The 24,896-nt window shown below is 63.2% G+C and carries 21 protein-coding genes and 1 pseudogene; 15 read left to right on the top strand and 7 right to left on the bottom strand.

The window, feature by feature from the left end; translation table 11 throughout:
- Nucleotides 1-163: 163 nt before the first annotated feature.
- Nucleotides 164-1,138 carry a LysR family transcriptional regulator gene (locus BKX93_RS10950; RefSeq protein WP_222103304.1) on the bottom strand — a complete coding sequence of 325 codons (975 nt, stop codon included), beginning with the start codon at nt 1,136-1,138 and terminating at the stop codon, nt 164-166.
- 136 nt (nt 1,139-1,274) lie between these two features.
- On the opposite strand from BKX93_RS10950, the gene aguA reads away from it, so the two are divergent.
- Nucleotides 1,275-2,435 carry an agmatine deiminase gene (aguA, locus tag BKX93_RS10945; protein ID WP_235429487.1) on the top strand — a complete coding sequence of 387 codons (1,161 nt, stop codon included), beginning with the start codon at nt 1,275-1,277 and terminating at the stop codon, nt 2,433-2,435.
- A gap of 235 nt (nt 2,436-2,670) precedes the next feature.
- Here aguA and BKX93_RS10940 read toward each other — a convergent pair whose 3' ends face one another.
- Nucleotides 2,671-3,633 (bottom strand): amidohydrolase family protein, encoded by a 963-nt coding sequence (locus BKX93_RS10940; protein ID WP_070979794.1) that lies wholly within the window; start codon nt 3,631-3,633, stop codon nt 2,671-2,673.
- 123 nt (nt 3,634-3,756) lie between these two features.
- Between BKX93_RS10940 and BKX93_RS10935 the strand changes: the two genes are divergently transcribed.
- Both BKX93_RS10935 and BKX93_RS23700 read left to right on the top strand, forming a co-directional pair.
- Nucleotides 3,757-4,635: a LysR substrate-binding domain-containing protein gene (locus BKX93_RS10935; RefSeq protein ID WP_070979792.1), complete on the top strand. Its 879-nt coding sequence runs from the start codon at nt 3,757-3,759 to the stop codon at nt 4,633-4,635.
- Nucleotides 4,636-4,826: 191 nt separating this feature from the next.
- Nucleotides 4,827-5,091 (top strand): annotated as a pseudogene (locus tag BKX93_RS23700) (chromate transporter); the annotation flags it as partial.
- Between the two features lie 185 nt (nt 5,092-5,276).
- Here BKX93_RS23700 and wrbA read toward each other — a convergent pair.
- Nucleotides 5,277-5,870, bottom strand: a complete 594-nt coding sequence (gene wrbA / locus BKX93_RS10930; protein ID WP_070981788.1) for an NAD(P)H:quinone oxidoreductase — start codon at nt 5,868-5,870, stop codon at nt 5,277-5,279.
- 98 nt (nt 5,871-5,968) lie between these two features.
- Between wrbA and BKX93_RS10925 the strand changes: the two genes are divergently transcribed.
- The gene (locus BKX93_RS10925; RefSeq protein ID WP_046156222.1) at nt 5,969-7,177 is read left to right on the top strand and encodes a YihY family inner membrane protein; all 1,209 of its coding nucleotides are present in this window, start codon (nt 5,969-5,971) and stop codon (nt 7,175-7,177) included.
- Here the strand turns inward: BKX93_RS10925 and BKX93_RS10920 are convergent.
- Together BKX93_RS10920 and BKX93_RS10915 are read right to left on the bottom strand one after the other, a co-directional pair.
- A complete protein-coding gene (locus BKX93_RS10920; protein ID WP_070981786.1) occupies nt 7,129-7,932 on the bottom strand; it encodes a DUF3025 domain-containing protein in 804 nt (267 codons plus the stop codon). The two genes, BKX93_RS10925 and BKX93_RS10920, sit on opposite strands and share 49 nt — an antisense overlap.
- A 34-nt stretch (nt 7,933-7,966) precedes the next feature.
- Nucleotides 7,967-9,943 (bottom strand): sensor domain-containing diguanylate cyclase, encoded by a 1,977-nt coding sequence (locus BKX93_RS10915; protein ID WP_070979790.1) that lies wholly within the window; start codon nt 9,941-9,943, stop codon nt 7,967-7,969.
- A 149-nt stretch (nt 9,944-10,092) separates the two neighbouring features.
- Here BKX93_RS10915 and cysG point away from each other — a divergent pair, with 149 nt between their 5' ends.
- From cysG to BKX93_RS10875, 8 genes are all read left to right on the top strand, one after another.
- Nucleotides 10,093-11,505 (top strand): siroheme synthase CysG, encoded by a 1,413-nt coding sequence (gene cysG / locus BKX93_RS10910; protein WP_070979789.1) that lies wholly within the window; start codon nt 10,093-10,095, stop codon nt 11,503-11,505.
- A gap of 8 nt (nt 11,506-11,513) precedes the next feature.
- Complete coding sequence (locus tag BKX93_RS10905) at nt 11,514-12,011, top strand: PTS sugar transporter subunit IIA (protein WP_326980797.1); 498 nt, start codon at nt 11,514-11,516, stop codon at nt 12,009-12,011.
- Nucleotides 11,998-12,267: an HPr family phosphocarrier protein gene (locus tag BKX93_RS10900; protein ID WP_021478263.1), complete on the top strand. Its 270-nt coding sequence runs from the start codon at nt 11,998-12,000 to the stop codon at nt 12,265-12,267. Before BKX93_RS10905 ends, BKX93_RS10900 begins: the two co-directional genes overlap by 14 nt.
- 174 nt (nt 12,268-12,441) lie before the next feature.
- Nucleotides 12,442-14,181, top strand: a complete 1,740-nt coding sequence (gene ptsP / locus BKX93_RS10895) for a phosphoenolpyruvate--protein phosphotransferase (protein ID WP_070979787.1) — start codon at nt 12,442-12,444, stop codon at nt 14,179-14,181.
- 42 nt (nt 14,182-14,223) lie between these two features.
- A complete protein-coding gene (locus BKX93_RS10890; protein ID WP_070979786.1) occupies nt 14,224-15,366 on the top strand; it encodes a glycosyltransferase family 4 protein in 1,143 nt (380 codons plus the stop codon).
- 18 nt (nt 15,367-15,384) lie between these two features.
- Complete coding sequence (locus BKX93_RS10885; RefSeq protein ID WP_070979784.1) at nt 15,385-16,308, top strand: glycosyltransferase; 924 nt, start codon at nt 15,385-15,387, stop codon at nt 16,306-16,308.
- Nucleotides 16,309-16,372: 64 nt separating this feature from the next.
- Nucleotides 16,373-17,344 (top strand): NAD-dependent epimerase, encoded by a 972-nt coding sequence (locus BKX93_RS10880; protein WP_244887261.1) that lies wholly within the window; start codon nt 16,373-16,375, stop codon nt 17,342-17,344.
- Nucleotides 17,334-18,623: an O-antigen ligase family protein gene (locus BKX93_RS10875; protein ID WP_083340509.1), complete on the top strand. Its 1,290-nt coding sequence runs from the start codon at nt 17,334-17,336 to the stop codon at nt 18,621-18,623. The genes BKX93_RS10880 and BKX93_RS10875 overlap by 11 nt, the downstream gene beginning before the upstream one ends.
- 1 nt (nt 18,624) lies before the next feature.
- Here the strand turns inward: BKX93_RS10875 and BKX93_RS10870 are convergent, their stop codons facing one another.
- Together BKX93_RS10870 and rfaQ are read right to left on the bottom strand one after the other, a co-directional pair.
- Nucleotides 18,625-19,716, bottom strand: a complete 1,092-nt coding sequence (locus BKX93_RS10870; protein WP_070979781.1) for a glycosyltransferase — start codon at nt 19,714-19,716, stop codon at nt 18,625-18,627.
- 2 nt (nt 19,717-19,718) lie between these two features.
- Complete coding sequence (gene rfaQ, locus BKX93_RS10865; RefSeq protein WP_070979779.1) at nt 19,719-20,792, bottom strand: putative lipopolysaccharide heptosyltransferase III; 1,074 nt, start codon at nt 20,790-20,792, stop codon at nt 19,719-19,721.
- Nucleotides 20,793-21,034: 242 nt separating this feature from the next.
- On the opposite strand from rfaQ, the gene BKX93_RS10860 reads away from it, so the two are divergent.
- The 3 genes from BKX93_RS10860 to msbA are packed head-to-tail and all read left to right on the top strand — an operon-like array spanning nt 21,035 to nt 24,806.
- Nucleotides 21,035-21,925, top strand: coding sequence for a hypothetical protein (locus tag BKX93_RS10860; RefSeq protein WP_052717596.1), 891 nt, complete (start codon nt 21,035-21,037; stop codon nt 21,923-21,925).
- A complete protein-coding gene (locus BKX93_RS10855) occupies nt 21,925-23,040 on the top strand; it encodes a glycosyltransferase family 4 protein (protein ID WP_244887260.1) in 1,116 nt (371 codons plus the stop codon). The genes BKX93_RS10860 and BKX93_RS10855 overlap by 1 nt, the downstream gene beginning before the upstream one ends.
- Nucleotides 23,041-23,051: 11 nt before the next feature.
- Complete coding sequence (gene msbA, locus BKX93_RS10850) at nt 23,052-24,806, top strand: lipid A export permease/ATP-binding protein MsbA (protein ID WP_046168175.1); 1,755 nt, start codon at nt 23,052-23,054, stop codon at nt 24,804-24,806.
- Nucleotides 24,807-24,896 lie beyond the last annotated feature (90 nt).

The following is a 24,896-nucleotide window of genomic DNA, read 5'->3' as shown; positions in this document are numbered from 1 at the left end:
TTTTCGCTCGTTTTCGCCTTGTCTCGCTCTTGCTCGCGAGACTTTGAACAGGTTCTCAGGCGCCGCACGGTAGCCGGCGCGCGCATGGGCTGTTCTGCAATATGGCGGCTAATCTACAAGAGATAGCGTCATGCGGGAAAATGATTCATTTTGATGCGCTCATTCATGCAGCGAATACCGGGGCCGCATCATCGGACTCGATGAGGCTGCGCATCAAATCGCGCAGCCAGTGCAGCGCAGGATTGCTATCCTGTACTGGGTGCCAGATGCAGTTAAGGTGGTAGCCTGGCAACTCTTCCGGCAACGCCACCATCTTCAACGGCCAGTAGCCCGCTATCATCGCCGCTACTTTCTTGGGCAGGATAAACAAATGATCGGTGTTGCTGACGATGGCGGCTGCAGCCATATAGCTTTGGCTGTGCACCGAAATCTTGCGCTGCAAGCCGCGCTCGGCAAGAAAATCATCCATTGGCGACCCCAGATTGCCCAGCGGCGCGTGGAAGACATGCGGCAAGGCAATCAGATCCGATAGTGTCAGTCTGTCGTTCTGGAGAGGGTGGTCATGGCGCAAGATGCCGATCAGCGGCTCGTTCAGCCAGGTTTCCCGGCACAGATAGCTGGGGATGGACATGTATTCGTCAAAACCCAGCAGGAAGTCGATTTCACCGTCGGCAAGCGCCAGTTCCGGAATGTCTTCGCGCAGGATGGTGATGTCGATATGAACGTTAGGCGCTACCTCCGCCAGTTTTTTCACCAGTGGCGGAATCAGCACGCACTCTACATAATCCGTGGTGCACAGGGTGAAGCGGCGCGCCGATGTGGCTGGGTCAAAGGCCTCCGGCTGGCTGAAATGGCTTTGCAGCAGGCTGAGCGCCTGATGGACGCCCTGTTGCAGATAGAGCGCTTTTTGTGTCGGCAGCATGCCATGCGGCGAGCGCACCAGCAGCGGGTCGTCGAAGAAGGTCCGCAAGCGATTGAGCGAGTGGCTCATCGCCGGCTGGCTGACAAACAGTTTCTCTGCCGCCCGTGTGACACTGCGCAAGCTGATCAGGGCATCCAGCGCCAGCAGCAGGTTCAGATCCAGTTGATGCAGTTTCACATCATTCACCGTATTTATGAAAGTATTCGTATTGTTCATTTGCTGAATAGTTTGGCTCTCCCTAGACTGCGTCTGTCAATCACTTCCTCGTGCATGGCAGAAAAAACGGGTCATCACGTCCCCCTGGCCTGGTGCCGCTGCGACTGGCCGAGCCAACCCAGCCCGTCCTCTGAACATGCACGATGTTTTGAATACTTCTGATGGCATCAATCAAGTCATGGTGATCAAAATGCACAGCAAAACGCTCAACAGCCTACCCGCCGCCGACGGCTTTCATATGCCTGCCGAGTGGGCCCCGCAGCAGGCGGTATGGATGATCTGGCCGCAGCGTCCGGATAACTGGCGCCATGCCGGCCGCGAAGCGCAACAGACCTTCGCCGCCATCGCCAAGGCCATTGCGGCGGCCACCCCGGTCTTCATGGCGGTGCCGCAAGCATGCATGGCCGAGGCCCGCGCGGTGATGCCATCCGAAGTGACGCTGGTGGAAATGAATAGCGATGACTGCTGGATGCGCGACAGCGGCCCGACCGTGGTCATCGACAAGACAGGCAATGCGCGCGGCGTGGACTGGCAGTTCAATGCCTGGGGCGGCCTCAATGGCGGGCTGTACCATCCTTGGGATCAGGATAGTGAAGTTGCGAGCCAGGTGTTGGCCCAGCATGGCTTTGATCGCTACGCAGCCCCGCTGGTGCTGGAAGGCGGCTCGATTCATGTCGACGGCGAAGGCACGCTGCTCACCACCGCCGAGTGCCTGCTCAACCCCAACCGCAACCCGCACTTGTCCCAGGCCCAGATTGAAGCCTTGTTGTCCGAATATCTGGACGTGAGCCACTTCATCTGGCTGCCGGAAGGCGTGTTCATGGATGAAACCGACGGCCATATCGACAATATGTGCTGCTTTGCCCGCCCGGGTGAGGTGGTGCTGCATTGGGTCGACGATGAGCAGGATCCGCAGTATCCGCGTTCGCAGGCCGCCTACGAAGTGCTGTCCAAAGCGCGCGACGCCAAGGGCCGCCCGCTCAAGATTCACAAGATGCTGGCCCCGGGCCCCTTGTTCTATGAGCAGGAGGAAACGGCCGGCGTGGTGGCTAGCGGGCAGGCAGTGCCACGCGAGGTTGGCGAGCGCATGGCTGCTTCTTATGTCAATTTCCTGATCAGCAACGGACAGATTATTTTCCCGCTGCTGGATGAGCGCACCGATGCCGCGGCAGCCAGCCGATTGCAGGAGATCTTCCCTGAATACCGAATAGTCGGCGTCCCGGCACGCGAGGTGCTGCTTGGTGGCGGCAATATTCACTGCATAACCCAGCAGATTCCGGCAGGAAAGGCTGGCTGAGGCGCTATCGTACACGGCGGGTGAATTCCCGCCGTTTCTGTTTGCCATGGGCCTAGCTTGCGCAGTGTGCGATCAGTTTATGGTTCCCAAGTGCGGCCAGCTTATACTTCCCGTTTCGCGTTTCTAGCCATTCCGCCGTCCCAAATTCATTCCGTTTGCCTCCCTCCCCATCCCTTAAGAGCGTTGCACAGCAAGGCTTTCCGCGTTTGAAACGCCGTTCCTGTTCTTGGCCAGCTTATGGGTGAACGCTGTCGACTTTGGCCCGCCGGGGAAACAGGGCTAGCGCGTTGCGGTGGTTGATCGCGGCATGCTCCGCCGGAGACAGTTCAGCGCATGCGTCCAGCTGGGCGGTGAACGAAGCCCCAACCGATGCCGGCGCGTAGGGGTAGTCGCTGCCGTACAGGATGCGGCCGGCGCCGGCGAAGGCGGTCAGGCTGGGAAGGGCCGCCGGGCTGGAGGCCAGCGCGGTGTCGAAATAGAAGCGCTGGAACAGGCGCAGCAATTCCTCGGTCGCCGGGACATCATTGCGCACGCCCTGGGCCAGTTCGGCGAAGCGATGGGACGCGTACGGCAGAAAGCCGCCGGCATGGGACAGGATGACGTTCACGTCCGGATGGCGCGCCAACGTGCCGTTCAGCACCATCTGCACCGCGGTGCGGGTGGTGTCGAAGGGATAGTCCACCAGCGGGCTGGGCATGCCGGCGATGGCGTCGATGGCGGGTTTGCCCGGATGGATGAACACGGTGGCGCGGCGGCGGTTCAGTTCGGCCCAGACCGGCTCGAATGCCGGATCGCCCAGGTATTGGCCGCGGTAGTTGCTGAGCAGAACCACGCCATCCGCTTTCAATGCGTCAAAGGCAAATTCGATCTCCCGCAGCGAGCCTTCGATGTCCGGCAGCGGCACGGTGGCGAAATTGCCGAAGCGGTCCGGACGGTGTTCCACCAGGCCGGCGGTGTATTCATTGACGCGGCGGGCCATGTCCCGCTTGGACTGGCCGGACCAGCCCTGCACGCCGGGGGCGGTCAGCGACAACACGCCGGTGGCGATGCCCTGGCTGTCCATGAAGGCGATGGCGCTCTGCGGGCTCCATTCCGGGCTTTTCCAGCCGGAAGGGTCGCCGCCGTGGGCGGGCAGGGCTTCAGCCCAGAATGGGGGGACGACATGCTGATGGACATCGATGCGTTGAGTAGCGGTCATGGTGTGGCTCCTGATTCATGGCGCTGCGGCGCGGCGTCTGAAGCTCAGAGTAGGCGCGCTTGAAAAATCACTCCAATAGATTAAATTTCAAAATTGATCATTTTTAGTGATGAGTTTGGGCGCATGGAATTACGCCATTTACGCTATTTCCTGGCGGTTGCCGACGAGGGCCATTTCGGCCGGGCCGCCGAAAAGCTGCATATCGTCCAGCCGGCCTTGAGCGCCCAGATCCGATCGTTGGAAGAGGAACTGGGCGTGACCTTGTTCGTGCGCAGCACGCGCAAGGTGGAATTGTCCGACGCCGGACGGATTCTGCTGATCGAGGCGAGGCGCACGGTGGAGCAGGCCGAGCGAGCCAAGAGCGTGATGCGCCGCGCAGCGCGCGGCGAAACCGGCGTGGTGAGGATAGGTTTTGTCGGCAATGCCGTGGCGGCGGGACGTTTGTCGGATGATTTGCTGGCCTTCCATGCGGCCTGGCCGGATGTGGCGGTGGAGTTGCATGAAATGGCGCCGGCGGCGCAGTTGGAGGCGCTTCTGGCCGGGCGGCTGGATGTCGGCTATTGCCCGCAACTGGGTCATTCGCTTCCAGCCGGTTTGCAGGCCAGGCCAGCGGGTAGCTGGCATTGGGAGGTGGCGATGGGGGAGCAGCATCCCTTGGCGGCCCGCCGGATATTGCGAGCGGTCGATTTGCGGGAGCAGCCGTTCATCGTTTACGCCGCCGATGGCGACGATGAGGGCCAGTTGCCGATGTTGCGCCGGCTATTGGGCGGCGAACCGCGCATCGCCTACAAAGTGGGCAGCACCATGTCGGTGCTGGCCTTGGCGGCGGCGGGCTTGGGCCTGGCCCTGGTGCCAGCGCCGGTGCGCAAAATGGCGGTGCCTAATCTTGTTTATCGCCGATTGGCTGAGCGCTCGCCGCTGGTGTCGGAATTGGCGGCGATCAGCCGGGCGGGGGGCGAATGGGGCGCGGCGCAGCGCTATCTGGACATGTTGAATGGCTGAGTATGCGCGGAGTTAGTCAAGGCTGCCTGGCCTCGTCCATGGCAATCGTTTTGACGGTGGCTCGATGATGATCGCGCTGCAGCTGCCGCTGCCGCTGCCGCTGCCGCTGCCATGGTTGCTGCCGGATCGACGGGCGATGCCGGATTCACTGGCTGACCGATAAACAGTTCGTCGACGCGGTGGCGGTTGCCATGATCACGCCGGGGCCGATGGTGATCACCACCGGCTTCGCCGGCTACCTGATGGCTGGCCACTTTTCTGCCGTGCTATCTGATTACGGTGTTGGCCGCGCCGCATTTCAAGAAGCACGGCAAACGGCCGGGGCTGGCCGCTTTCGTAAACGGCATCACCGCGGCGGCCATCGGCGCGATCGCCAGCTCGTTGGCGGTGCTGGCGCAGCGTTCGCTGATCGATTTGCCCACCGTATTGCTGGCGATTGCGGCCGCGGCTTTGTTATGGAAGCTGAAGAGGCTGCCTGAACCGGTGATTGTCGCCGGCGCGGCGCTGCTTGGCGTTGCGCTCTTTTTCGCCTGGGGTTCCGGAAACCGGCGCTTGGCGCAGCCGCGGGGGACGCCGATGCGCTTCAGGATGCGGCAGGCCGGCTTCCCTGTACCGGTGGCGTCAAGCGGGCGAGGCCATCATCATCCCGCCAGCTTCACTGCCAGTTCCGCCAACCGCTTCCCCTGGGCCAAGGCCAGCGCCTTCTCATGCTCGCTGATCGGCCGGTCGCTCTGCGGCCCGGCCAGATGGCTGACGCCGTACGGCGTGCCGCCGGTCTGGGTGGCGAGCAGCGCGGCTTCGGAATAGGGCAGGCCGGCGATCACCATGCCGTGGTGCAGCAGCGGGATCATCATGGTCAGCAGCGTGGCTTCCTGGCCGCCGTGCAGCGAGGAGGTGCTGGTGAACACGCAGGCCGGCTTGCCGGACAGCGCGCCCTGCATCCATTCGCCGTTGGTGCCGTCCAGGAAGTACTTCATCGCCGACGCCATATTGCCGAAGCGGGTGGGGCTGCCCAGCGCCAGGCCGGCGCAATCGATCAAGTCCTGCCGCTCGACGTAAGGCGCGCCGCCGTCGGGGATGGCCGGCTCGACCGCCTCGCATACCGAGGAGACCTTGGGCACGGTGCGCAGCCGCGCCTGGCAACCGGGCACGCCGTCCACGCCGCGGGCGATCAGCCGCGCCAGTTCGCGGGTGGCGCCGTGCTGGCTGTAATACAGCACCAGAATATCTAGCATGATGACCTCTATATCGCATTTGATCGCCGCATGATAGGGCAAAGCGGCCTGCCTTGCCTCCCTTGCTTCGCGGCGGCTTTGGCATTACCTTTGCCGCCATGCAAGTTCAACGCCTAGAACCCTATTTCGGCTTCGCCCGCTTCATCTCGCGCCGCATGAGCTGCCTGCGCGTGCTGCAGGTGTCGGGCAGCCTGACCTTCACCACGCTGCTGGCGCTGGTGCCGCTGTTCACCATCGCGCTGTCGGTGATTTCGGCGTTTCCGGTGTTTTCCGACTACAGCACCCGCTTCAAGATCATGCTGCTGTCGACGCTGGTGCCGGAATTCGCCGGCAAGGTGATCACCGTCTACATGCGCCAGTTCGCCGACAACGCGGAAAAGCTCACCGCCGCCGGCATCGTGATGCTGGGCGTCACCGCGCTGATGCTGATGTCCACCATCGAACGCACCTTCAACGCGATCTGGGGCGTGCGCCGTGGCCGGCCGTGGCTGCAGCAGAGCATGGTGTACTGGACGGTGCTGACGCTGGGGCCGCTGGTGCTGGGCGGCAGCCTGCTGTCCTGGCGTTGGCTGTTCCGCGTCACCCGTTTCGAGAGAAACCTGCCGCTGCTGGCGGGGCTGGTGGAAACCGGCGGCACTATCGTGCTGACGGCGCTGGTGCTGGCGCTGCTATACCGCATCGTGCCCAACCGCTTCGTGCCCTTCCGCCACGCGGTGTGGGGCGCGCTGGTCACCGCGGTGCTGCTGGAGCTCACCAAGATGGGCTTCGGCTTCTACATCGGCCAGGTGGCCAGCTACCAGCTGGTGTACGGAGCTTTCGCCAGCATTCCGATCTTCCTGCTGTGGGTGTATTGCCTGTGGCTGGTGGTGCTGGCCGGCGCGGTGTTCACCTCGGCGCTGTCCTATTGGGAAGGCGGCGCGTGGCGCCGCCGCAACGAGCCGCACCGCCGCTTCCAGGACGCGCTGGAACTGTTGCTGCTGCTGGATGCCGCCCATGAGCGCGGCGAGGCGATGACGCCGCGCCAGCTGCGGGAGCAGGTGAAGGTGGGGTATGACGAACTGGGCCTGGTGCTGGACCGGCTGGCGCTGCGCGGCTATGTGCAAAAGGGCCACGGCGACGCCTGGGTGCTGATGCGGCGCGCGTCGGCTATCAATCTGTCGGACCTGTTCCAGCTCTTCGTCTACCGTCGCGACGCCAGCGGCGGCGACGCGCTGGATCAGACTCTGGCCGAGCTGCTGGGGCCGCTGACCGACCAGCTTCAGGCGGTGACCGTGGCCGACTTGGCGCGGCGGGTCGGCCGGAAATAATCGGCATTGTCGTAGAAGGCCGGGTTTTCGTTGTCCGGCCACCAGCCCGGGATGCCCAGAAGCGGCAACGGGCACAGCGCGCGCGGGCTGGCGAGAAAGCCGTCGTCGTCCAGCCGCGCGGCCAGTTCCGCGTCCAGCCTGTCCGCCTGTTCTTCGGCGAGCAGCTCGAAAAAGCCTGCCTCCACTTCCATGATCAGCGCCTTGCCGCACCAGCCCAAGTGCGGCGTCAGCCCGGTTTCCATCAGCGCGTGGCCCAGCGTGTGGGCGGCGATGCGCCGCCCCCAGTCGTCGCGGCGTTCGATGAACAGCTCGCGCCAGCGCATATCGTCCAGCAATTGGCCCAGTCGCGGATCGGCGACTGCCACGATGACTCCGCATTCGTCGAGCAGGGTGGCGGCGTCGCGCAGCGGGCCGCGCTTCGCCTCGCCGCGCGCGATCGCGCGGACGTGGCGGCGGTTCAGCGCCGCCTTGGCGCGCGGCCAGGCCAGCCAGGCCAGCGCGTTGAACCAGTCGTGCCAGTTTCGCGCGCGGCTGGGGACTTCGCCGGTCGCTCCGATATGCATCTCGTAATAGGCGTCCGGCTCCAGTTCGCAGACGAAGCGCAGGCCGGCCGGCAGCGGCGCGCCGGCGGCGCGGGCGCGGTCCCGCAGCGCATCGTAGCCAGCCTGGTCGGGCCAGTCGGCTAACGGAGGGACGAAGCGCCGCGCCGGGCGGTACAGCGGATGGGACAGGTAATCGGTATGCCAGCGGTTCACGGTCAAGCGGGGATGAGCGGTTGAAGCCGGCATTCTAGCCCGAATGGGCGGGCGCCGCGCCGCTGACGCGGTTGCGGCCGTCGCGTTTGGCCTGGTACAGCTGCTTGTCGGCGCGGCCCAGCACCTCGTCGATGTCGGTCTCGTCGGCGCGGCGCTCGGCGACGCCGATGCTGACGGTGTAGCCCAGCGGGCCGGTGACGGTGGCCAGCCTGGCGGAGGAAGCTAGGCCGCGCAGGCGCTCCGCCACCTGGCGCGCGTCGTCGAGGCCGGTGTCCGGCAGCACCGCGGCGAATTCCTCGCCGCCCAGGCGGCCGCACAGGTCGCTGGCGCGCAGCACTTCGCGGCAGACCTGGGAGAAATGGCGTATCACTTCGTCGCCGATGGCGTGGCCGTAGTGGTCGTTGATGTCCTTGAAGCGGTCCAGGTCCATCATCAGCACGCTCATCCGGCCGCCGTGCCGGCGGCTGCGCTCGATCTCGCGGTCGGCCAGCTCGATGAACTGGCGGCGGTTGTTCAGCTCGGTCAATCCGTCCTGGGTGGCCAGCCGGTACAGCTGCTTTTCGTGGCCGTCGCGCTGCAGCGCGATGGCGATGATGCGGGTGATGCGCTGGGCCAGCGCCAGTTCTTCCTGGGACGGGCTGCGCGGCTCGCGGTAGTAGGTGGCCAGCGTGCCCAGCAACTGGCGGTCGCTCGAGAAAATGGGCATCGACCAGCAGGCGCGCAGGCCGAACGGCTGCACCTTGTGCAGCGCGTGCGCCCACAGCGGGCTATTCAGGATGTCGTCGACGACGATGGTGCGCTTCCAATGGGCGGCGGTGCCGCAGGAGCCGACGCTGGGGCCGACCATCACGCGCTCGGACAGCTTGCGGTAGGCCGGCGGCAGGCTCAGGCCGGCGGCGAAGCGCAGCGACTGGCCGTTTTCTTCCAGCAGCAGCACGGCGCACATCGCGCCGGGCTGTTGCGACTCCATCATCTGGCAGATCTGTTCAAGGGTTTGCGGCAGCGGGTGGTTGCCGGCGATCATTTCCAGCACCTCGTTTTCCTCGGCCAGCAGCCGCTCGCCCTGGCGGGTGGCGGTGACGTCGCGATCCACCGACAGGATGGATTTGAGCATGCCTGCCTTGTCGAACTCGGGGAACAGGCGGATCTCGAAGATGTGGCGCTGCTGGCCGTGCTGCAGTTCCAGCTCGAAGCGGCGCGCCTCCCAGTTGTTGATCAGCAGCTGGCATTCCTGCTCGAAGCGGGCGCTGGCCTCGTTCGACCAGCCTTTCTCGCGCGGCGTCTTGCCCAGATGTTCTTCCAGCGGCAGTTCGGAGAAGCGGCTGACGCTGCGGTTGATGAACAGGCAGCGCAGTTCAAGATCGTAGCGGGCGATGATGTCTTCGGCGTTTTCCACCAGGGTGCGGAACTGCTGCTCGCGCTGCAGCATCGCGGCTTCGTCGTGCTTGCGCGAGGTGATCACGCGGCAGATCGCAGTCAACTGCTGCACCTTGCCGTTGCGCCAGCTGGGCTGCAAATTCATTTCCAGCCATTCCCAGTGGCCGCTGTGGTGGCGGATGCGCATTTCGTAGCCGGTTTCCGGCGTGCCCGGCGGATGCTGGAGCAGGTTGGAGAACAGCTGGCGGTCTTCGGGATGCAGCAGCATCAGCCAGCGGGCGCAGTTCATGCCGCGGGTATGGGCGGGCAGCCCCAGCAGCCGTTGCAGGGTGTGGACGCTGCCGCGCACGTATTGTTGCGCCAGATCGAATTCCAGCAATCCCAGGCAGGCATCTTGCAGGGTGGCGCGCGCCTTGCGCCGCTGATTCCGGCCGTGCAGCCACAGCGCGCCGCAGCACAGCGCGGCCAGCCAGCCGGTCTGGCCCAGCAGCAGCGCGCGCTGGTCGGCCGCCAGCGCGGACAGCAGCAGAGGCAGGCAGAGCAGGGCGGAAATGGCCGATTGGCGGACAAAGGTACGGGGGATCAAACTGCGCTCCACGGCGACGGCGGCGAATCGAAACGGGAATTTTGACATCAGCGAACCCTTGGCCCCCGTATGAGTCGGATTTGCCGCGGTTTAGCGTCGTATTTATGCAACAAATACAGTATGCTTGGACGATATTGGCGCGCCTGGCGCGCGGCGCGCGGACAAGGCGGCAATCGCCCCCTGGCATGGAGTGTGGCATGGAGTTTTTCCCGATATTTCTCAAGCTGCGGGAGCAGCGCTGCCTGGTGGTGGGCGGCGGAGAGGTGGCTTTGCGCAAGACCCGGCTGCTGTTGGCGGCCGGCGCTTCGTTGCGGGTGGTCGCGCCGGAGCTGGCGCCCGAGCTGGCCGACCTGGCCGAAAGCGGCGAGCTGGAGCATGTCTCCGGGCGCTACTCGCCCGCGTTGCTGGACGGCTTGCGGCTGGTGGTGGCCGCCACCGACGACGCCGAGGTCAACCGAGCCGTGGCGGCCGACGCCGAGGCGCGAGGCATCCTGGTTAACGTGGTGGACGACGCAGAAGCGTCGCGTTACATCAGCCCGGCGATCATCGACCGCTCGCCGCTGATGGTGGCGGTGGCCAGCGGCGGCAGCGTGCCGGTGCTGGCGCGCTCCATCCGCGCGCGGCTGGAAAGCCTGATCCCGGCCGGTTACGGCCGGCTGGCGCGCTTCGGTTCCTCGTTCCGCGACGCGGTCAAGGCGCGCTTTCCCGATGTCGACGCCCGCCGCCGCTTCTGGGAGACGGTGCTGGAAGGACCGCTTGCCGACGCGGTGATGAATGGCGACGAGGCGGCGGCGCGGGCCGAAATGGAAGCGCGCATCGCCGCCGGCGGCGCGGATCGCGCCGGCGCGGTCTATCTGGTGGGCGCCGGTCCCGGCAATCCCGACCTGTTGACCTTCCGCGCGCTGCGGCTGATGCAGCAGGCCGACGTGGTGCTGTACGACAAGCTGGTGGCGCCGGAACTGCTGGAACTGGTGCGGCGCGACGCCGAGCGGATCTATGTCGGCAAGGCGCGCGCCAACCACGCCTTGCCGCAGGACGACATCAACCAGTTGCTGGTGGATCTGGCGAAGCAAGGCAAGCGGGTGCTCAGGCTCAAGGGCGGCGATCCGTTCACCTTCGGCCGCGGCGGCGAGGAGATCGCCACGCTGGCCGAGCACGGCATCGCCTTCGAAGTGGTGCCCGGCATCACTTCCGCCAGCGGCGCGGCCGCCTATGCCGGCATCCCGCTGACCCACCGCGATTACGCGCAGTCGGTGACTTTCGTCACCGGCCACAAGCAGGACGGCTCCATAGACCTGGACTGGCAGGCGTTGACCCGCCCGCACCAGACTGTGGTGGTGTACATGGGCGTGTCCACCGCGGCAGAGCTGTGCCAGGCCTTCGTCGACAACGGCCGCGCGGCGGCCACGCCGGCGGCGGCGGTGGAGTGGGCCACTACCGAGCGCCAGCGCGCGGTGTGCGGCACTTTGGCCACGCTGCCGGGTCTGATGGCCTCGCACGGCATCGCGTCGCCGGCGCTGATCATCGTCGGAGAAGTGGTGGAATTGGCGGACAAGCTGGCCTGGTACCGCCGCAGCGAGAATTCAGCTGTTACAATTCAGGAAGATTGATTTCGCGGATGCGCGGCGCGCCGGTTTGTCCGGCGTCGCCGCGCGGTTCAAATCAAGCGGCCGGACGGGTTCTGGCCCATCAAATCGAAGACTCGGGCATGGTAGGTGTTCTGATAATTGCACATGGGGACCTGGGACGTAGCCTGGCGGATTGCGCCAAGCACATCCTGGGCCGAGAGCCGGATAATCTGGCGGTAATGGCTGTGGACAAAACCGAAGACCCGGAGCGCAAGCTGGCCGAGGCGCAGGGCCTGGTGGACGGGTTGGACGGCGGCGATGGCGTGGTGGTGCTGACCGACATGTACGGCGGCACTCCGTCCAATATCGCCAGCCGGCTGATCCGGCCGGGCCGCGTCGAGGCGGTGGCCGGCGCCAGCCTGCCGATGGTGGTGCGAGCGCTGTGCTACAGCAGCCAGCCGCTGGAAATCGTCGTCAGCAAGGCGATCACCGGCGGCCTGGAAGGCGTGCTTTATATAATCCCGGGGGAAGGTAATGCTGCGATCTGAAGTCGAAATCATCAACAAGCTGGGCCTGCACGCGCGCGCCTCGAGCAAGTTCACCCAGCTGGCCAGCCGTTACAAAAGCGATATTTTCATTTCCCGCAACAACCGCCGCGTCAACGGCAAGAGCATCATGGGCGTGATGATGCTGGCGGCGGCCAAGGGGGCCACGATCGAGCTGGAAATCAGCGGCGATGACGAACAACAGGCGCTGGAGGCGCTGACCGCGCTGATCAACAACCGCTTCGACGAAGCGGAGTGAGAGGCGAGGGGATGGGAGGCCGGATTTCCCCGGCTTTCAGGGAGCCCGCTTGAGGCTGTCGACCCGCATGCGCGTGCCGTCCGGGATGTGGGCGGCAGGCGACGGTCAGGCACCTTTCGGGCGGAGACAGCGGCAGGCACAGCACAATAACACCGGCCTGCCAGGGAGGGGGAAATGAGCATCATCCTGCACGGGGTAGCGATAGGCGGCGGCATCGCCATCGGCCGGGCCCACTTGATTTCGCGCAGCATGGACGATGTTGCGCATTATCTGCTGGAAGACGATGAGATTCCCGCGGAAAAGACGCGTTTCGACGAGGCGGTGAAGGCCACCCGCAAGGAGCTGGAGATGCTGTGGGGCAGCATCCCGGAGAACGCCCCGGCGGAGCTCGGCGCCTTCCTGTCGTTGCACATCATGCTGCTGGGCGATGTGACCATCTCGCGCGAGCCGCGAGAGATCATCGAAAAGCAGCGTTGCAACGCCGAGTGGGCGTTGAAGCTGCAGTGCGATCACCTGATCGAGCAGTTCGACGCGATCGAGGAAGACTACCTGCGCGAACGCAAGAACGACGTGCTGCAGGTGGTCGAGCGCATTTTCAAGAATCTGGACGGCGACGCGCCGCAGTTGCCGGCGCCGGAAGACCTGGTCGACGACCACATCCTGGTCGCGCACGACCTGTCGCCGGCCGATATGGTCTATTTCAAGGATTCCAACTTCGCCGCCTTCATCACTGACGTCGGCGGCGCCACCTCGCATACCGCCATCCTCGGCCGCAGCCTGGACTTGCCGTCGGTGATCGCGCTGCACCACTCGCGGGAGCTGATCCGCGAGGATGAGATGATCATCGTCGACGGCGAGCAGGGCGTGGTGATCATCAACCCGGACGCGCTGGTGCTGACCGAATACCGCCGCCGCCAGCGCGCCTGGCGCGGCGCGCGGCGCAAGCTGTCTTCCATCCGCAAATCCAACGCGGTGACCCGCGACGGCACGGTGATCGAACTCTTGGCCAATATCGAGCGGCCGCAGGATGTGGAGGAGGTGCGCGAGTCCGGCGTGGTGGGCATCGGCCTGTTCCGCAGCGAATTCCTGTTTCTGGGGCGCGACACGCTGCCCACCGAAGACGAGCAGTTCGAGGCCTACCGCCACGTGGCGACGGCGATGAAGGGCATGCCGGTCACCATCCGCACCATGGACCTGGGCGCGGACAAGAGCCCCAAGTGGCTGAACCACTGCCAGGCGGAGAACCCGGCGCTGGGGCTGACCGGTATCCGGCTGTGCCTGGCCGAGCCCTTGATGTTCCGCGCCCAGTTGCGCGCGCTGCTGCGCGCCTCGGTGCACGGCAAGATCCGCGTACTGTTTCCGATGCTGAACTCGCTGCCGGAGCTGAAGCAGGCGCTGGTCCAGTTCGAATACGCCAAAGAGGAACTGCGCGACGAGGGCATCGCCTACGCCGACGACGTCGAAGTGGGGGCGATGATAGAAATCCCTTCGGCGGCGCTGGTGGCCGGCAGCCTGGCCAAGCACGTCGATTTCCTGTCCATCGGCACCAACGACCTGATCCAGTACACGCTGGCCATCGACCGCAACGACGATACCGTCAGCCATCTGTACGATCCCATCCATCCGGCGGTGCTGAAGTTGATCCTGCACACCATCAAGACCGGCATCAAGGCCAACCTGCCGGTGTCTGTTTGCGGCGAGATGGCGGGCGACGCGCGCCTGACGCGGCTGCTGCTGGGCATGGGCCTGCGCAAGTTTTCGATGCATCCGGCCAATCTGTTGTCGGTCAAGCAGCGGGTGCTGACCAGCCATCTGGACGAGATCGCGCCGATTGCGACGCGCATGCTTAGATCAGAAGACCCTGATAAAATAGCCGATCTGTTGCAAATGCTGAATGCAGAGCCGGGTGTCTAACCCGGCTTTTTAGTTTCCGGATTTCGAGAGGTTTTTCCCCGCATGACACGCTTGGCCATCGTCCGTCAGAAATACAACCCCGCTGGCGGCGCCGAGCGCTTTGTGAGCCGCGCGCTGGCCGCTTTGCGCAATCAGGGCGCGCTGGAAGTATCGTTGATCGCGCGCCGTTGGGAGCCTGTCGAAGGCGTCAAAGCTTACCAGGTTGGCGGTTCCTATCTGGGCAATGTCTGGCGCGATTGGAGTTTTGCCCGGCAAGCCAGACGGATATGGTCGAGGGAGGGCTTCGATCTTGTCCAGTCGCATGAGCGCATTCCGGGTTGCGACATTTATCGGGCGGGAGACGGCGTCCACCGGCGCTGGCTGCAATTGCGGCGACAGGGCATGTCGGCATGGGGCCGGTTTGTATTGTGGTGCAACCCTTACCATCATTATATCCAGCGGGCTGAGGCCGAGATGTTCCATCACCCCCGTCTGAAGCGGGTGATCTGCAATTCTCAGATGGTAAAGCGGGAGATACAGCAATATTTTGGTCTGACCGATCAGCAGATCGTCGTCATTTACAACGGGGTGGACCTGCAGTCCTTCCATCCCCGCCTCCGCGCCGAGCATCGGCAGGCGATGCGCGGCAGGTGGGGCGTGCCCGACGATGCGCCGCTGCTGCTGTATGTCGGTTCGGGTTTCGAGCGTAAAGGCGTGGCGCGCGCCTTGAGGGCGTTGCGGGCTAATCAAGATGTATGGCTGATGGTGGTGGGGGGCGACAAACGGCTGGCTCGCTACCGCCAGTTGGCGCAAACGCTGGGCGTGAGCGCCAGAGTGGTTTTCGCTGGCGCGCAAGGCGAGGTGAAGCCGTTCTATGGCATGGCGGATGCCTTCATCCTGCCTACATTGTATGACCCCTTTCCCAATGTGTGCGTCGAGGCGTTTGCTTGCGGGCTGCCGGTCTTGACGACGCGCCAGTGCGGCGCGGCGGAGTTTGTCCGGCAGGGAGAGAACGGTTGGGCATCCGATGCTTTCGATGAAGAAGCGCTTGCCGGAAACGTGGCGGAATGGGCGTCAGCCCATCAGCGTTGGCCGGCTCTGGCGGAAGCGGCCCGATGCAGCGTCGAGGGGTTGAGCCTGGAGGCGATGGCGGAGCGAATGATGAACTGTTACCGGGATTTATTGTCGGTTAGCGATGTAGCTTGAAGAAAGGTTTATGAGTTGATGTTGCTAAGTATCATCATGCCGGCGCATAACGCTGCAGCGTATCTGGGGCGGACCTTGGAGGTGTTGGCGCGGCAAATGGCTGAGTTGGAGCAGGTTGAGGTGATCGCGATTAATGACGCGTCTACCGATGAAACGGCCAAGATACTTGAGGAGTTCGCGCGACCCCATCCCTGGTTGAAAACGATTTCGGTTGATTTCGCCAATGTCGGTTTGGCGCGCCAGGCCGGCGTGGGCCAGGCGGATGGACGATATGTGACCTTTCTCGACAGTGACGATGCTTTCTTATCGGGCGGCCTGGCCTGGATGGTGGATATGCTGCGGCGGCATGAGCCGGATTTGTTGATGACGCCGTTGCGGGAAACCGGCCAGCCCTTGGATGGGAGCGAGGCGGGAGGATTGTTTCGCGATGTGGCGCCGTTGTCGGTTCAGCAAGCTTGCGACCTATTTTGCGAGCATCAGAGTCTGCAAGGACACTTCGCAGGCAAGTGCGTGACTCGCCAGATTTTGCTGCAGCATGATCTGGCCGCCATGAAATGCTACGAAGACATGATGACGACGCCCCATTGGATCACCGAGGCGCAATCCATCGTATGGGGCGCGGCGCCTGTCTATGCCTATTACAAGCGTCCGGGCAGCCTGTCCGATCGCGGTCAGACATGGCGTTACGGCGAGGAATACATCAGGGCATTGCAGAGCATCGAGACCGCTTTTGCCGGGCGTATCGCCGCTTGGCAGACCGCGCATCTCTGGATCGGCTTTGCCAAAGATTTGCTTAAAACGCCTTCCGGGCGTCAATTCCTGAATGCGCAGCCCGCAGTCGCTGAAAAACTTCAGTCCATTTCGGTATGGAAGTATCTTGCGGCGAGACAGGTTTCCTGCAAATGGAAGCTGCGCTTTCTGCGGGTGCGATTGAGGCTGTGACAGCTTGATTCTGGCTGGCGCGAACGTATAAGTGATGGTCCGCTGAGTGGACATAAGGTATTCAATGATGAAGATTCTGGTGACCGGCGCCGCCGGTTTTATTGGCCGGGCCGTATGTGAAAAGCTGTTGGGGCGGGGGGATGTTCAGGTTGTCGGGATTGACAATCTGAACGATTACTATGCGGTCGAGCTCAAGCATGCGCGATTGGCGACTTTGCAGGGGCGGCCTGGTTTCAGCTTTTATCGGCAAGATATCGCGGACTGGCCCGCGATGGAGCGCTTGTTCGCGGCTGAAAAATTCGACTATGTCATCCATCTGGCAGCCCAGGCCGGGGTGCGTTATTCGCTGAAAAACCCCCATGCTTATGCGGAAAGCAATTTGCTGGGCTTTACCAATGTATTGGAGGCCTGTCGCCACTATCCGGTGAAACACTTGGTGTTCGCCGGATCATCCAGCGTCTATGGCAGTGGTTCGGCCGTGCCGTTTTCAGAGGATCAGCGAGCCGATCATCCTGTCAGCTTCTACGCCGCGACCAAGCGCGCGAATGAGTTGATGGCGGCCAGCTATTCCCATTTGTACCAGTTGCCTACGACCAGCTTGCGTTTCTTTACCGTTTACGGCCCGTGGGGGCGTCCGGACATGGCTCCCTGGTTATTCACCGACGCCATTCTGAATGGCCGGCCGATCAAAGTGTTCAATCATGGCAAGATGCAACGCGACTTTACCTATATCGATGACATCGTCGAGGGTGTGGTAAGAGTGATGGAGCATGTTCCATCGGGCGAGTTGCCGCATACGATTTTCAATATCGGCAATCATCAGCCGGTGGAGTTGATGACATTCATCCAGCTGACTGAGAAGTATTGCGGCAAGGAGGCGGTCAAGGAATATCTGCCGATGCAGGATGGCGATGTGCCGATTACCTATGCCGAGACGTCCCGTCTGAGGGAGGCGGTGGGCTTCACGCCGTCTACATCGCTTGAAATCGGCATGGCGCGTTTTGTCGAATGGTTCCGGAGCTACCATGCGGTTTAATGGCATGGCGGCGCCGGCGTGGAAAGCGCCAATGTTGGACCGAGCGAATCAAGCGGCTCCATTGGCCCTGCTGCTGGGATGCTGTCTGATCCTGGCTTTTCCCGCATCCGGACGCACACTGTTTTACATTCTGTGCTCGCTATCCTTGCTGGCTTTGCCGTTGGCCATGTTTCAACGTCGGGATGACGAATCGAAGGCGCTGAACCTGTTGTTATCGCTTGCGCTGCTGATTTTCATTGCGTTTCGCGCCGCCTGGCTCTGGTATTTTCCTGCGCCAGCCGACCCTGCCCTTTTTTCCGTAGCCTTCGCCTACCAGCTCTCAAATAAAATCTGGCTTAGCGCCTTGCCCTTGCTTTTGCTGCCATTGTGGGGATCATTCGGGCGGCGTTTGTCTCCAGCATGCGCGACGCTCGCTATGGTATCCGCGTCGGCGTTGCTGTCCATTATTACTTTGAAAGCCTGGCATGATGCGCATGGGGTCAGGGTTGGCTTGGGGGGCTTGTATGCTACCGGCGCGGCCTATCTCCTCTGCGCGATTCATTTTTTCGCCTTATTATTGTTTTACCCATTCCGGCTAAAAAAATGGCAGTGGCTCGGCCTCTGTTTGCTGATCGCCTTGCAGTTCATGTCCATTGTGGCAACAGGCACGCGCGCGGCGCTTCTGGTTTACCTGTTTGTGCTTGGCTGTGCTGTCCTATGGCGCTTTGGCTTGAATCAGAGCTGGCGCACCTATGCGATCGCTGCGTTGTTGGCCGGGCTTGCGCTATGGTCCAGTTGGGCGGTGGTGGGCAGTAGAATCAAGGAAGCGCAAACAGATTTGATTGCTTATAGCCAAGGCAATGCAGATACCTCTTTGGGCATCCGCTTTTCGCTTTGGGATGCAGGAGCGCATGCGGTGCGGGAACGGCCGTGGGGGCAGGGCATCCAGGCGCGGGATGAGCTATTTCATCAGTTGGTCAATGATGGGGCGCTCAATAAGGCAGCCTTGGTTATGCGGGATGTTCACTTGCATAACGAATGGCTTGAGATTATGTCTCTGCAGGGGGTTCCGGGCGCATTATCCTGGCTGGTTTTTTTATCGGGATTTGCCATCTATGGCTGGAAGCGCGGAGGCTTCTCCAGGCGTTTCATGGCGCTTTATGTCGGATTCTGGCTAGTATTCGGGCTGAGCGATGTGTTGTTGTTGAGCCCCCAGATCGCGATGTGCGGTGCGATGCTTGCCGCTCTCGGCCTGTACCTGGCACCGATATTCGATGCCAGGAACGAGGCTGCGCTCTAGCTTATTGATTCGCCAGCGTTAGATAGCGATCGACAGCGGTATTGAGCGAGAATGGCTCCAATTGTTCTGGTCGCAGCAGCGCCGGAGAACGCAGAACGCGCGTGATGGCGTCTGCCAGCGATTGGCTATCCATCTTGCTCAGGCCGATAGCCAGATCGCCGGTCAGGATTTCCGCCGGGCCTTCCGGACAATCGGTGCTGGCCACCGGCGTGCCGCAGGCCAGCGCTTCGACCAGCACGTTGCCGAATCCCTCGTAGTCGGAGCTGAGCACCAGCGCGCGGGCGGCCCGCATGTAGGCGTAGGGGTTGTCCGTGAAGCCGGCGACGATCAGCCGGTCCGCGATGCCTAGTCGCTGTGCCTGGGCCCGGACCGCAGACAGTTCGGCTTGGCCGCCTTGGCCAAGCAGCACCAGCTTGCCGGAATAGCCGCTCAGCTTGAATGCCTCAAGCAGTCGGTCGTGCCGTTTTTGATGGTTGAAGCGGCCGACATGAAGAATGAAGTCCTCGCCATCCATCGGGCAGGGCGCTGCCGCGCGCTGGCGGATCCAGTCCAGGTCGAAGGGATTGTAGATGGCTTCCATCCGCGCCGGGCGTAAGCCGCAATCCAGCGCGTCCCGCTGCAGCGCCCGGCAGACCGTGATCAGTTTGCGGTCCGAATAGGTGCGGATGAGCTGGCGTTTTTTCAGCCAATGGCGGATTCCGCTTCGCTCTGCCAGCTGTCCTGCCTGGATCGCGCAATGCAGGCACAGCCAGGCTTGTTCCAGATAGGGGCAGGCCGCCACGATCCTGTCGGTTTTCGGCAGGTTGGAGATGGCCAGGTTGACGGTGCGCCCAGCGAAATGCCGACGAAGCGCGCTATCTAGCTGGCGTGCCCGGCGGAGGATCTCGGTCTGGCGGCGAAACGGTCCGCGGTAGCGGTCTTCCACCAGAAGGTAGTCGACGCCTTCGGGTATCGGATAGTCGAGGCAGGCTTGCAATGAGGCGATCGTGACTTGATGGCCGCGGGCGGCCATCTCGCCGGCCAGGGTGATGACCACGCGCTCGGCGCCGCCTCCGGGCAGGCCGTCGATAATGAACAGAATGGTATGGCGCATGCTTATTCCTGGGCTGGGGAGGACAGCAGCTCGCGGCTGGCGTTCAGCGCCGCCTCCAGCGGGATGTTTGCCAGATAGCGCTGGCGCGTCGAGGTGTCCACTTGGTCCGGATCGATCAGTTCGCCGTAGTCGGCGGCGTTCAGCAGGCGATGGCGGGTCATCCAGGGATGCCACTCATGGATTTTGCTGGGGCCGAAGAGGGCGATGGTGTCCTTGCCCAGCGCGGCGGCCATGTGCATGGGGACGGAATCCACGCCGATGAACAGTCTGGCGCCGTCTATGATGGCCGCCAACTGGTTCAGGGTGAGCCGGCCGGCGACGGAGACGACGCGGTCGGAGCGGATTTGCGCCCGTATGGCGGCGACCATGTCCATTTCGGCCGGATCGGGCGCCGCGGTGAGAACGATGGGCCAGCCGTCGGACGCCAGCGCTTCCGCGAGTTCGGCGAATCTATCGTCCTCCCAGCATTTGAAGAACCAGCGGGAGGACGGATGGATGACGATGTAGGGGCCGTTGACGCCGGCTTCCTTGAGCAGCGCCGCCACCGTTTCCCGGTCGGCAGCCTGGATCGGCAGCACGCAGCGTTGCTCGTCGGGGGTCGGCGTGATGCCAAGCGGCGACAGCGCGAGCAGGTTCTGGCTGACGGTGTGCAGGGTATCGCTCGGCGCTAGCGGGGCGAGGGCGGTGAAAAAGCGATGCCAGGGGCTGTTGCGGCGTTTCGGGTAATCGAAGCCGATCGCGTGGCGGCGGGCCAGCAGCTTGGCGAAAAAGGCCCCTTGCATCTGGTCGCTCAGGTGTATCACAGTCTGGTAGCGTTGCCGGCGCAGCGCCAGCAGCAGGCGGAGCTGAGACGCCAGTTTGCGCCAGCCGCGCAATGAGCGGTCAAGCGTCCAGACGCGGGAGATGTCGGGATTGTGTTGCAGCAGCGGGATGGTTTCCTGGTAGACCAGCATGTCGATCTCGCACTGCGGGTAGCGCGATTTCAGCGTCCTGGCCACCGGCGTGGTGAGCAGGATGTCGCCATGATGGCGCAGTTTGATCAGAAGGATGCGGTCGGGTGCTTCGGTCTGGGGCATAAGAGGGTGCGGATGTTCGTCCCGGGCGATGCCCGGGAGGGCTCGGCGGGCGCGCTGGTGCGATTAGTAGAGGCCACGGCGGCATCATGATCAGGCGATTATATACGACATGGGAGCCTTCTTGAGGAAGCTTGCTGCCCGTGGTTATTGCTGCGATGATTGCGCCTCTCCGTGCGTTTGGCCGAGGCGCGCCGTAAGCGGGGTTGATGTATGAAGAATAATATCTGGAGTGTGTGTGCGTAATGCGTGATCTGTCCGATTTTGGCTTGGCCGAGTGGTTGAGGCTGTCGCCGTGCCATGATGCGCTCAAGCAGTGGCGGAACGATGCATGGCAAACCATGTATCTGGCCAAGCGCGCCGTGGGGCAGGAGCGCTTTGTAGAGAGCCTGCGCGACCCGGCGGCCAACCTGGGCCTGGTTGTCGCGTTCGAGCAGCCCTGGGCGCTGAACTGGCAACTGGAACGCGCGCGCGTGAATGTTCCGGGCACCCGGATGGTGGTGTTCGACAATTCCCGGCGTCCGGAAATGAGGCGCCAGATCGAGCAGGTCTGCCGCGAAAACCAGGTGCCTTATCTGGCCCTGCCGGCCAATCCGACCCGGCATGTCAATCGTTCCCATGGCTTCGCGATGAGCTGGATCTACCACAACGTCGTGCTTCCGGCCGAACCCCGCAGTTTCGCTTTCATCGATCACGACATGATTCCGGTGGCGCCTAGCCGACTGCTGGTCGATCTCGACGACCAGCCGGTGTACGGACTGCCTAACCACAGCGAGTGGGGTTGGCATTTGTGGGCCGGGTATTGCGCGTTCCGCTTCGACCACATGAAGCGACGCCGGCTCAATTTTCTGTATGACTTTTCCAATGGCCTGGATACCGGGGGCCGCAATTGGCGTTCGCTGTATCGGGAGTTGGACGCTTCCAGTCTGAGAATGGCGAAGCATCGCATGCGCGAGATCCGCGATCCGGTCAGCGGGCACCCTTTCAGCATTCAGGTGATCGATGATTGCTGGTATCACATCGGCAGCATCAGCTATAACAATGGTTTCGAATCGCAGTTCGAGCTGTGCCAGCACCTCAAGGCCGCGTTGGCGGCCGGCCGGCCCTGGGCTGAGCTGTGTCCGCCCGAAGGTTGATGGGCATCCGCATGTCTGAGTTCATATTATTCTCCGAGTCTTCGCCCAACGTGGGAGGGCAGGAGTTTCAACTGATGCAGCAGATGGCCAAGCTGGGCGAGGCGGGCTACCGGCCGGTGCTGGCGTGCCGTCCCGGCACGGCGGTGGCCGATGTCGCGCGCGACAAGGGTTTGGCCATCCTGCCCTTGCGCTTTCGAAACAGCGCGCATCTGCCCACCATTGTGGGCTTATGGCGCTGGATGCGGGAGCACCGGCCCAGGCTGGCGGTCTGTCACAGCGGGCATGACAGCAATAATGTGGCCCTTGCCGCCAGAATGTTGCGGGATCGGCCGTTTCTGCTGCGATCCCGAACTTACCAGGCCGGTTACCCGTCGACCTTGACTTACAACCACCTGATTGATGCGACGATGCTGCCGAGCGAATGCTTGCGGCAAACCCTGTTGGCGAATCCTGCGATCCGGACGGAGCGCTTGCATGTCGTATATCCGGGGATCGATTTCGAGCGGCTGGACCAGGCTGCCGGACAGCCCTTGCCGCCGCGGATTGCCGATTGGCTCTCTAGCGGGACCGGCCCGGTGCTGGCGCATGCGGCGATGCTGCGCGGCGAAAAGGGGCATCTGACTTTGCTCGGCGCGTTGGCCGAATTGAAAGACGCGTGGCCTGGCTTGCGTTACGTCATCGCCGGAGACGGCGGGGAGAAGGCGCGCATCGAAGCGGAAGTCTCTCGTTTGGGGTTGCAGGATCGGGTTTTGCTGGCCGGCATCGTCAATCCGGTTGCGGCCTTGCTCGCCCGGGCCGATATCGTCGTCATGCCTTCCACTTACGAGCCGCTGGGCATGTCGCAGATCGAGGCGCTGGGTTTGGGCATTCCCGTCATCGCCAGCGATACCGGCGGCATTCCGGAGACGGTTTCTCATGGCGTGACCGGCCTGTTGGCTGCGCCTGGCAGCGTGTCCGACTGGACCCGCGCGCTGGCGGAGGCCTTGGCCGACTTGCCCAGGATGCGCGCGATGGCCGAGATGGGGCGCGAGGATGTCCGTCAGCGTTTCTCGGTCGAGCGCAATTTGGAAAGCATTCTTCAATTAGCAGGGTTGCCGCGCTGGCCGCGCCGATGACAGGGTTTTGAATGAAAGATTCGTTTAAGAATAGTTGGGCTATATACCGGCGGCTGCTCGGATACTTGTTTGGCTACTGGAAAGTGCTGTTGCTGTCGATCCTGTCGATGGCGGTGGCGGCGCTGACCGAGCCTGCCGTCGCCAAGCTGCTCAAGCCGCTGATCGACGGCGGCTTTGTCAATAAAGATCCCCAGGTGATCATGTGGGTGCCGCTGGCCATCATCGGCATCTACCTGATACGCGGCGTGGCTGGCTTCATCAACGAATATACCGCCAGCTGGCTGACCGGGCAGCTGGTGCAGGCTTTGCGGCAGCAGATGTTCGCCAAGCTGGTGCGTTTGCCGGCGCATTATTACGACGAGCACCAGTCTGGCAGGTTGATGTCGCGGATCACCAACGATGTCAATCAGGTGACCGAGGCGGGCTTCAACGTGATCACCGTCACCGTGCGCGACGGCTTGACAGCGCTGGGCATGCTGGGCCTGATGCTGATGACCGACTGGCAGCTGACGCTGATCTGCCTGGTGGTGATGCCGGGGGTTACCTATTGCATGCGGTTGGTGGGCAAGCGTCTGCGCGGATTGGCGCGGCAGAACCAGCAGCATATGGCGCAGATGACCCAGGTGTTGGCGGAGAGCATCCAGTGCCAGCGCGCGATCAAGGTATATGGCGGCCAAGAGCGCGAGATGGCGCGATTCGACGATACGGCGACGTCGGTGCGGCGCAACCAGGTCAAGCAAAGCGCGGCCAGCTCGGCCAATACCAGCGTCACCCAGTTGATGATCGCGTGCGCGCTGGCGGCGATCTTGTACTTTGCCGGCCTGCGCGCCCAGCATGGCGCGCTGACCGCCGGCGACTTCATGGTGTTTCTGACGGCGATGCTCGGCCTGTTCGCGCCGGTCAAGCGCATTTCCAGCGTATCGCAGGCGATGCAGCGCGGCCTGGCGGCGGCGGAGTCGGTATTCTCCTTCATCGACGAGCCCGGCGAGGCCGACAGCGGCGATCGCGCCCTGTCCGCGCCCAGCGGGCAGCTGCGCTTTGACGGCGTCAGCTTCGCCTATCCCAATGTAGACAACCCCGCATTGTCCGGCATCGACTTGACGATACAGCCCGGCGAGACCGTGGCGCTGGTGGGGTCTTCCGGCAGCGGCAAGACTACGCTGGCCAGCCTGGTGCCGCGTTTCTACGAGCCGTCTGCAGGACGGCTGCTGCTGGACGGCGTGGCGCTGTCCGACATCCCGTTGAGCCAGCTGCGCGGGCATATCGCGCTGGTCAGCCAGCAGGTGGAGCTGTTCAACGATACCGTGGCGGCCAATATCGCTTACGGCCGGGAGGATGCGTCGCGCGAAGCGATCATCGATGCCGCCCGCGCGGCCAATGCGCTGGAGTTCATCGAGGCCTTGCCGGAGGGGATGGATACCATCATCGGCGAAAACGGTTCCCGCTTGTCGGGCGGCCAACGGCAGCGGCTGGCGATCGCGCGCGCGCTGTTGAAGAACGCGCCGCTGCTGATCCTGGACGAAGCGACATCGGCGCTGGACACTCAGTCGGAGCGTCTGGTGCAGGCCGCGCTGGAAAACCTGATGAAAAACCGAACTACGATCGTGATCGCGCACAGGCTGTCCACCATCGAGAACGCCGACCGCATCGTGGTGATGCATCAGGGGCAGGTGGTCGAGCAGGGGCGTCATCAGGCATTGCTGGGGCAGGGCGGCTTGTACGCCAGGTTGCACAGCCTGCAGTTCAGCGAACCGAAGGCGGGTTGAGCCGCCCAGCCCCATCGCTCTTGGCGGAAAACGACAAGGCTGCCCTGGGGCAGCCTTGTTTCGTTGGGCATTGCGCTTAAGCGCTGGAAC

Origin of the sequence: Chromobacterium vaccinii, assembly GCF_001855275.1 — a bacterium.
Lineage (GTDB): Bacteria > Pseudomonadota > Gammaproteobacteria > Burkholderiales > Chromobacteriaceae > Chromobacterium > Chromobacterium vaccinii.
Note: the sequence above shows the minus strand (reverse complement) of the source record. Positions and strands in the feature narration are given on the sequence as shown.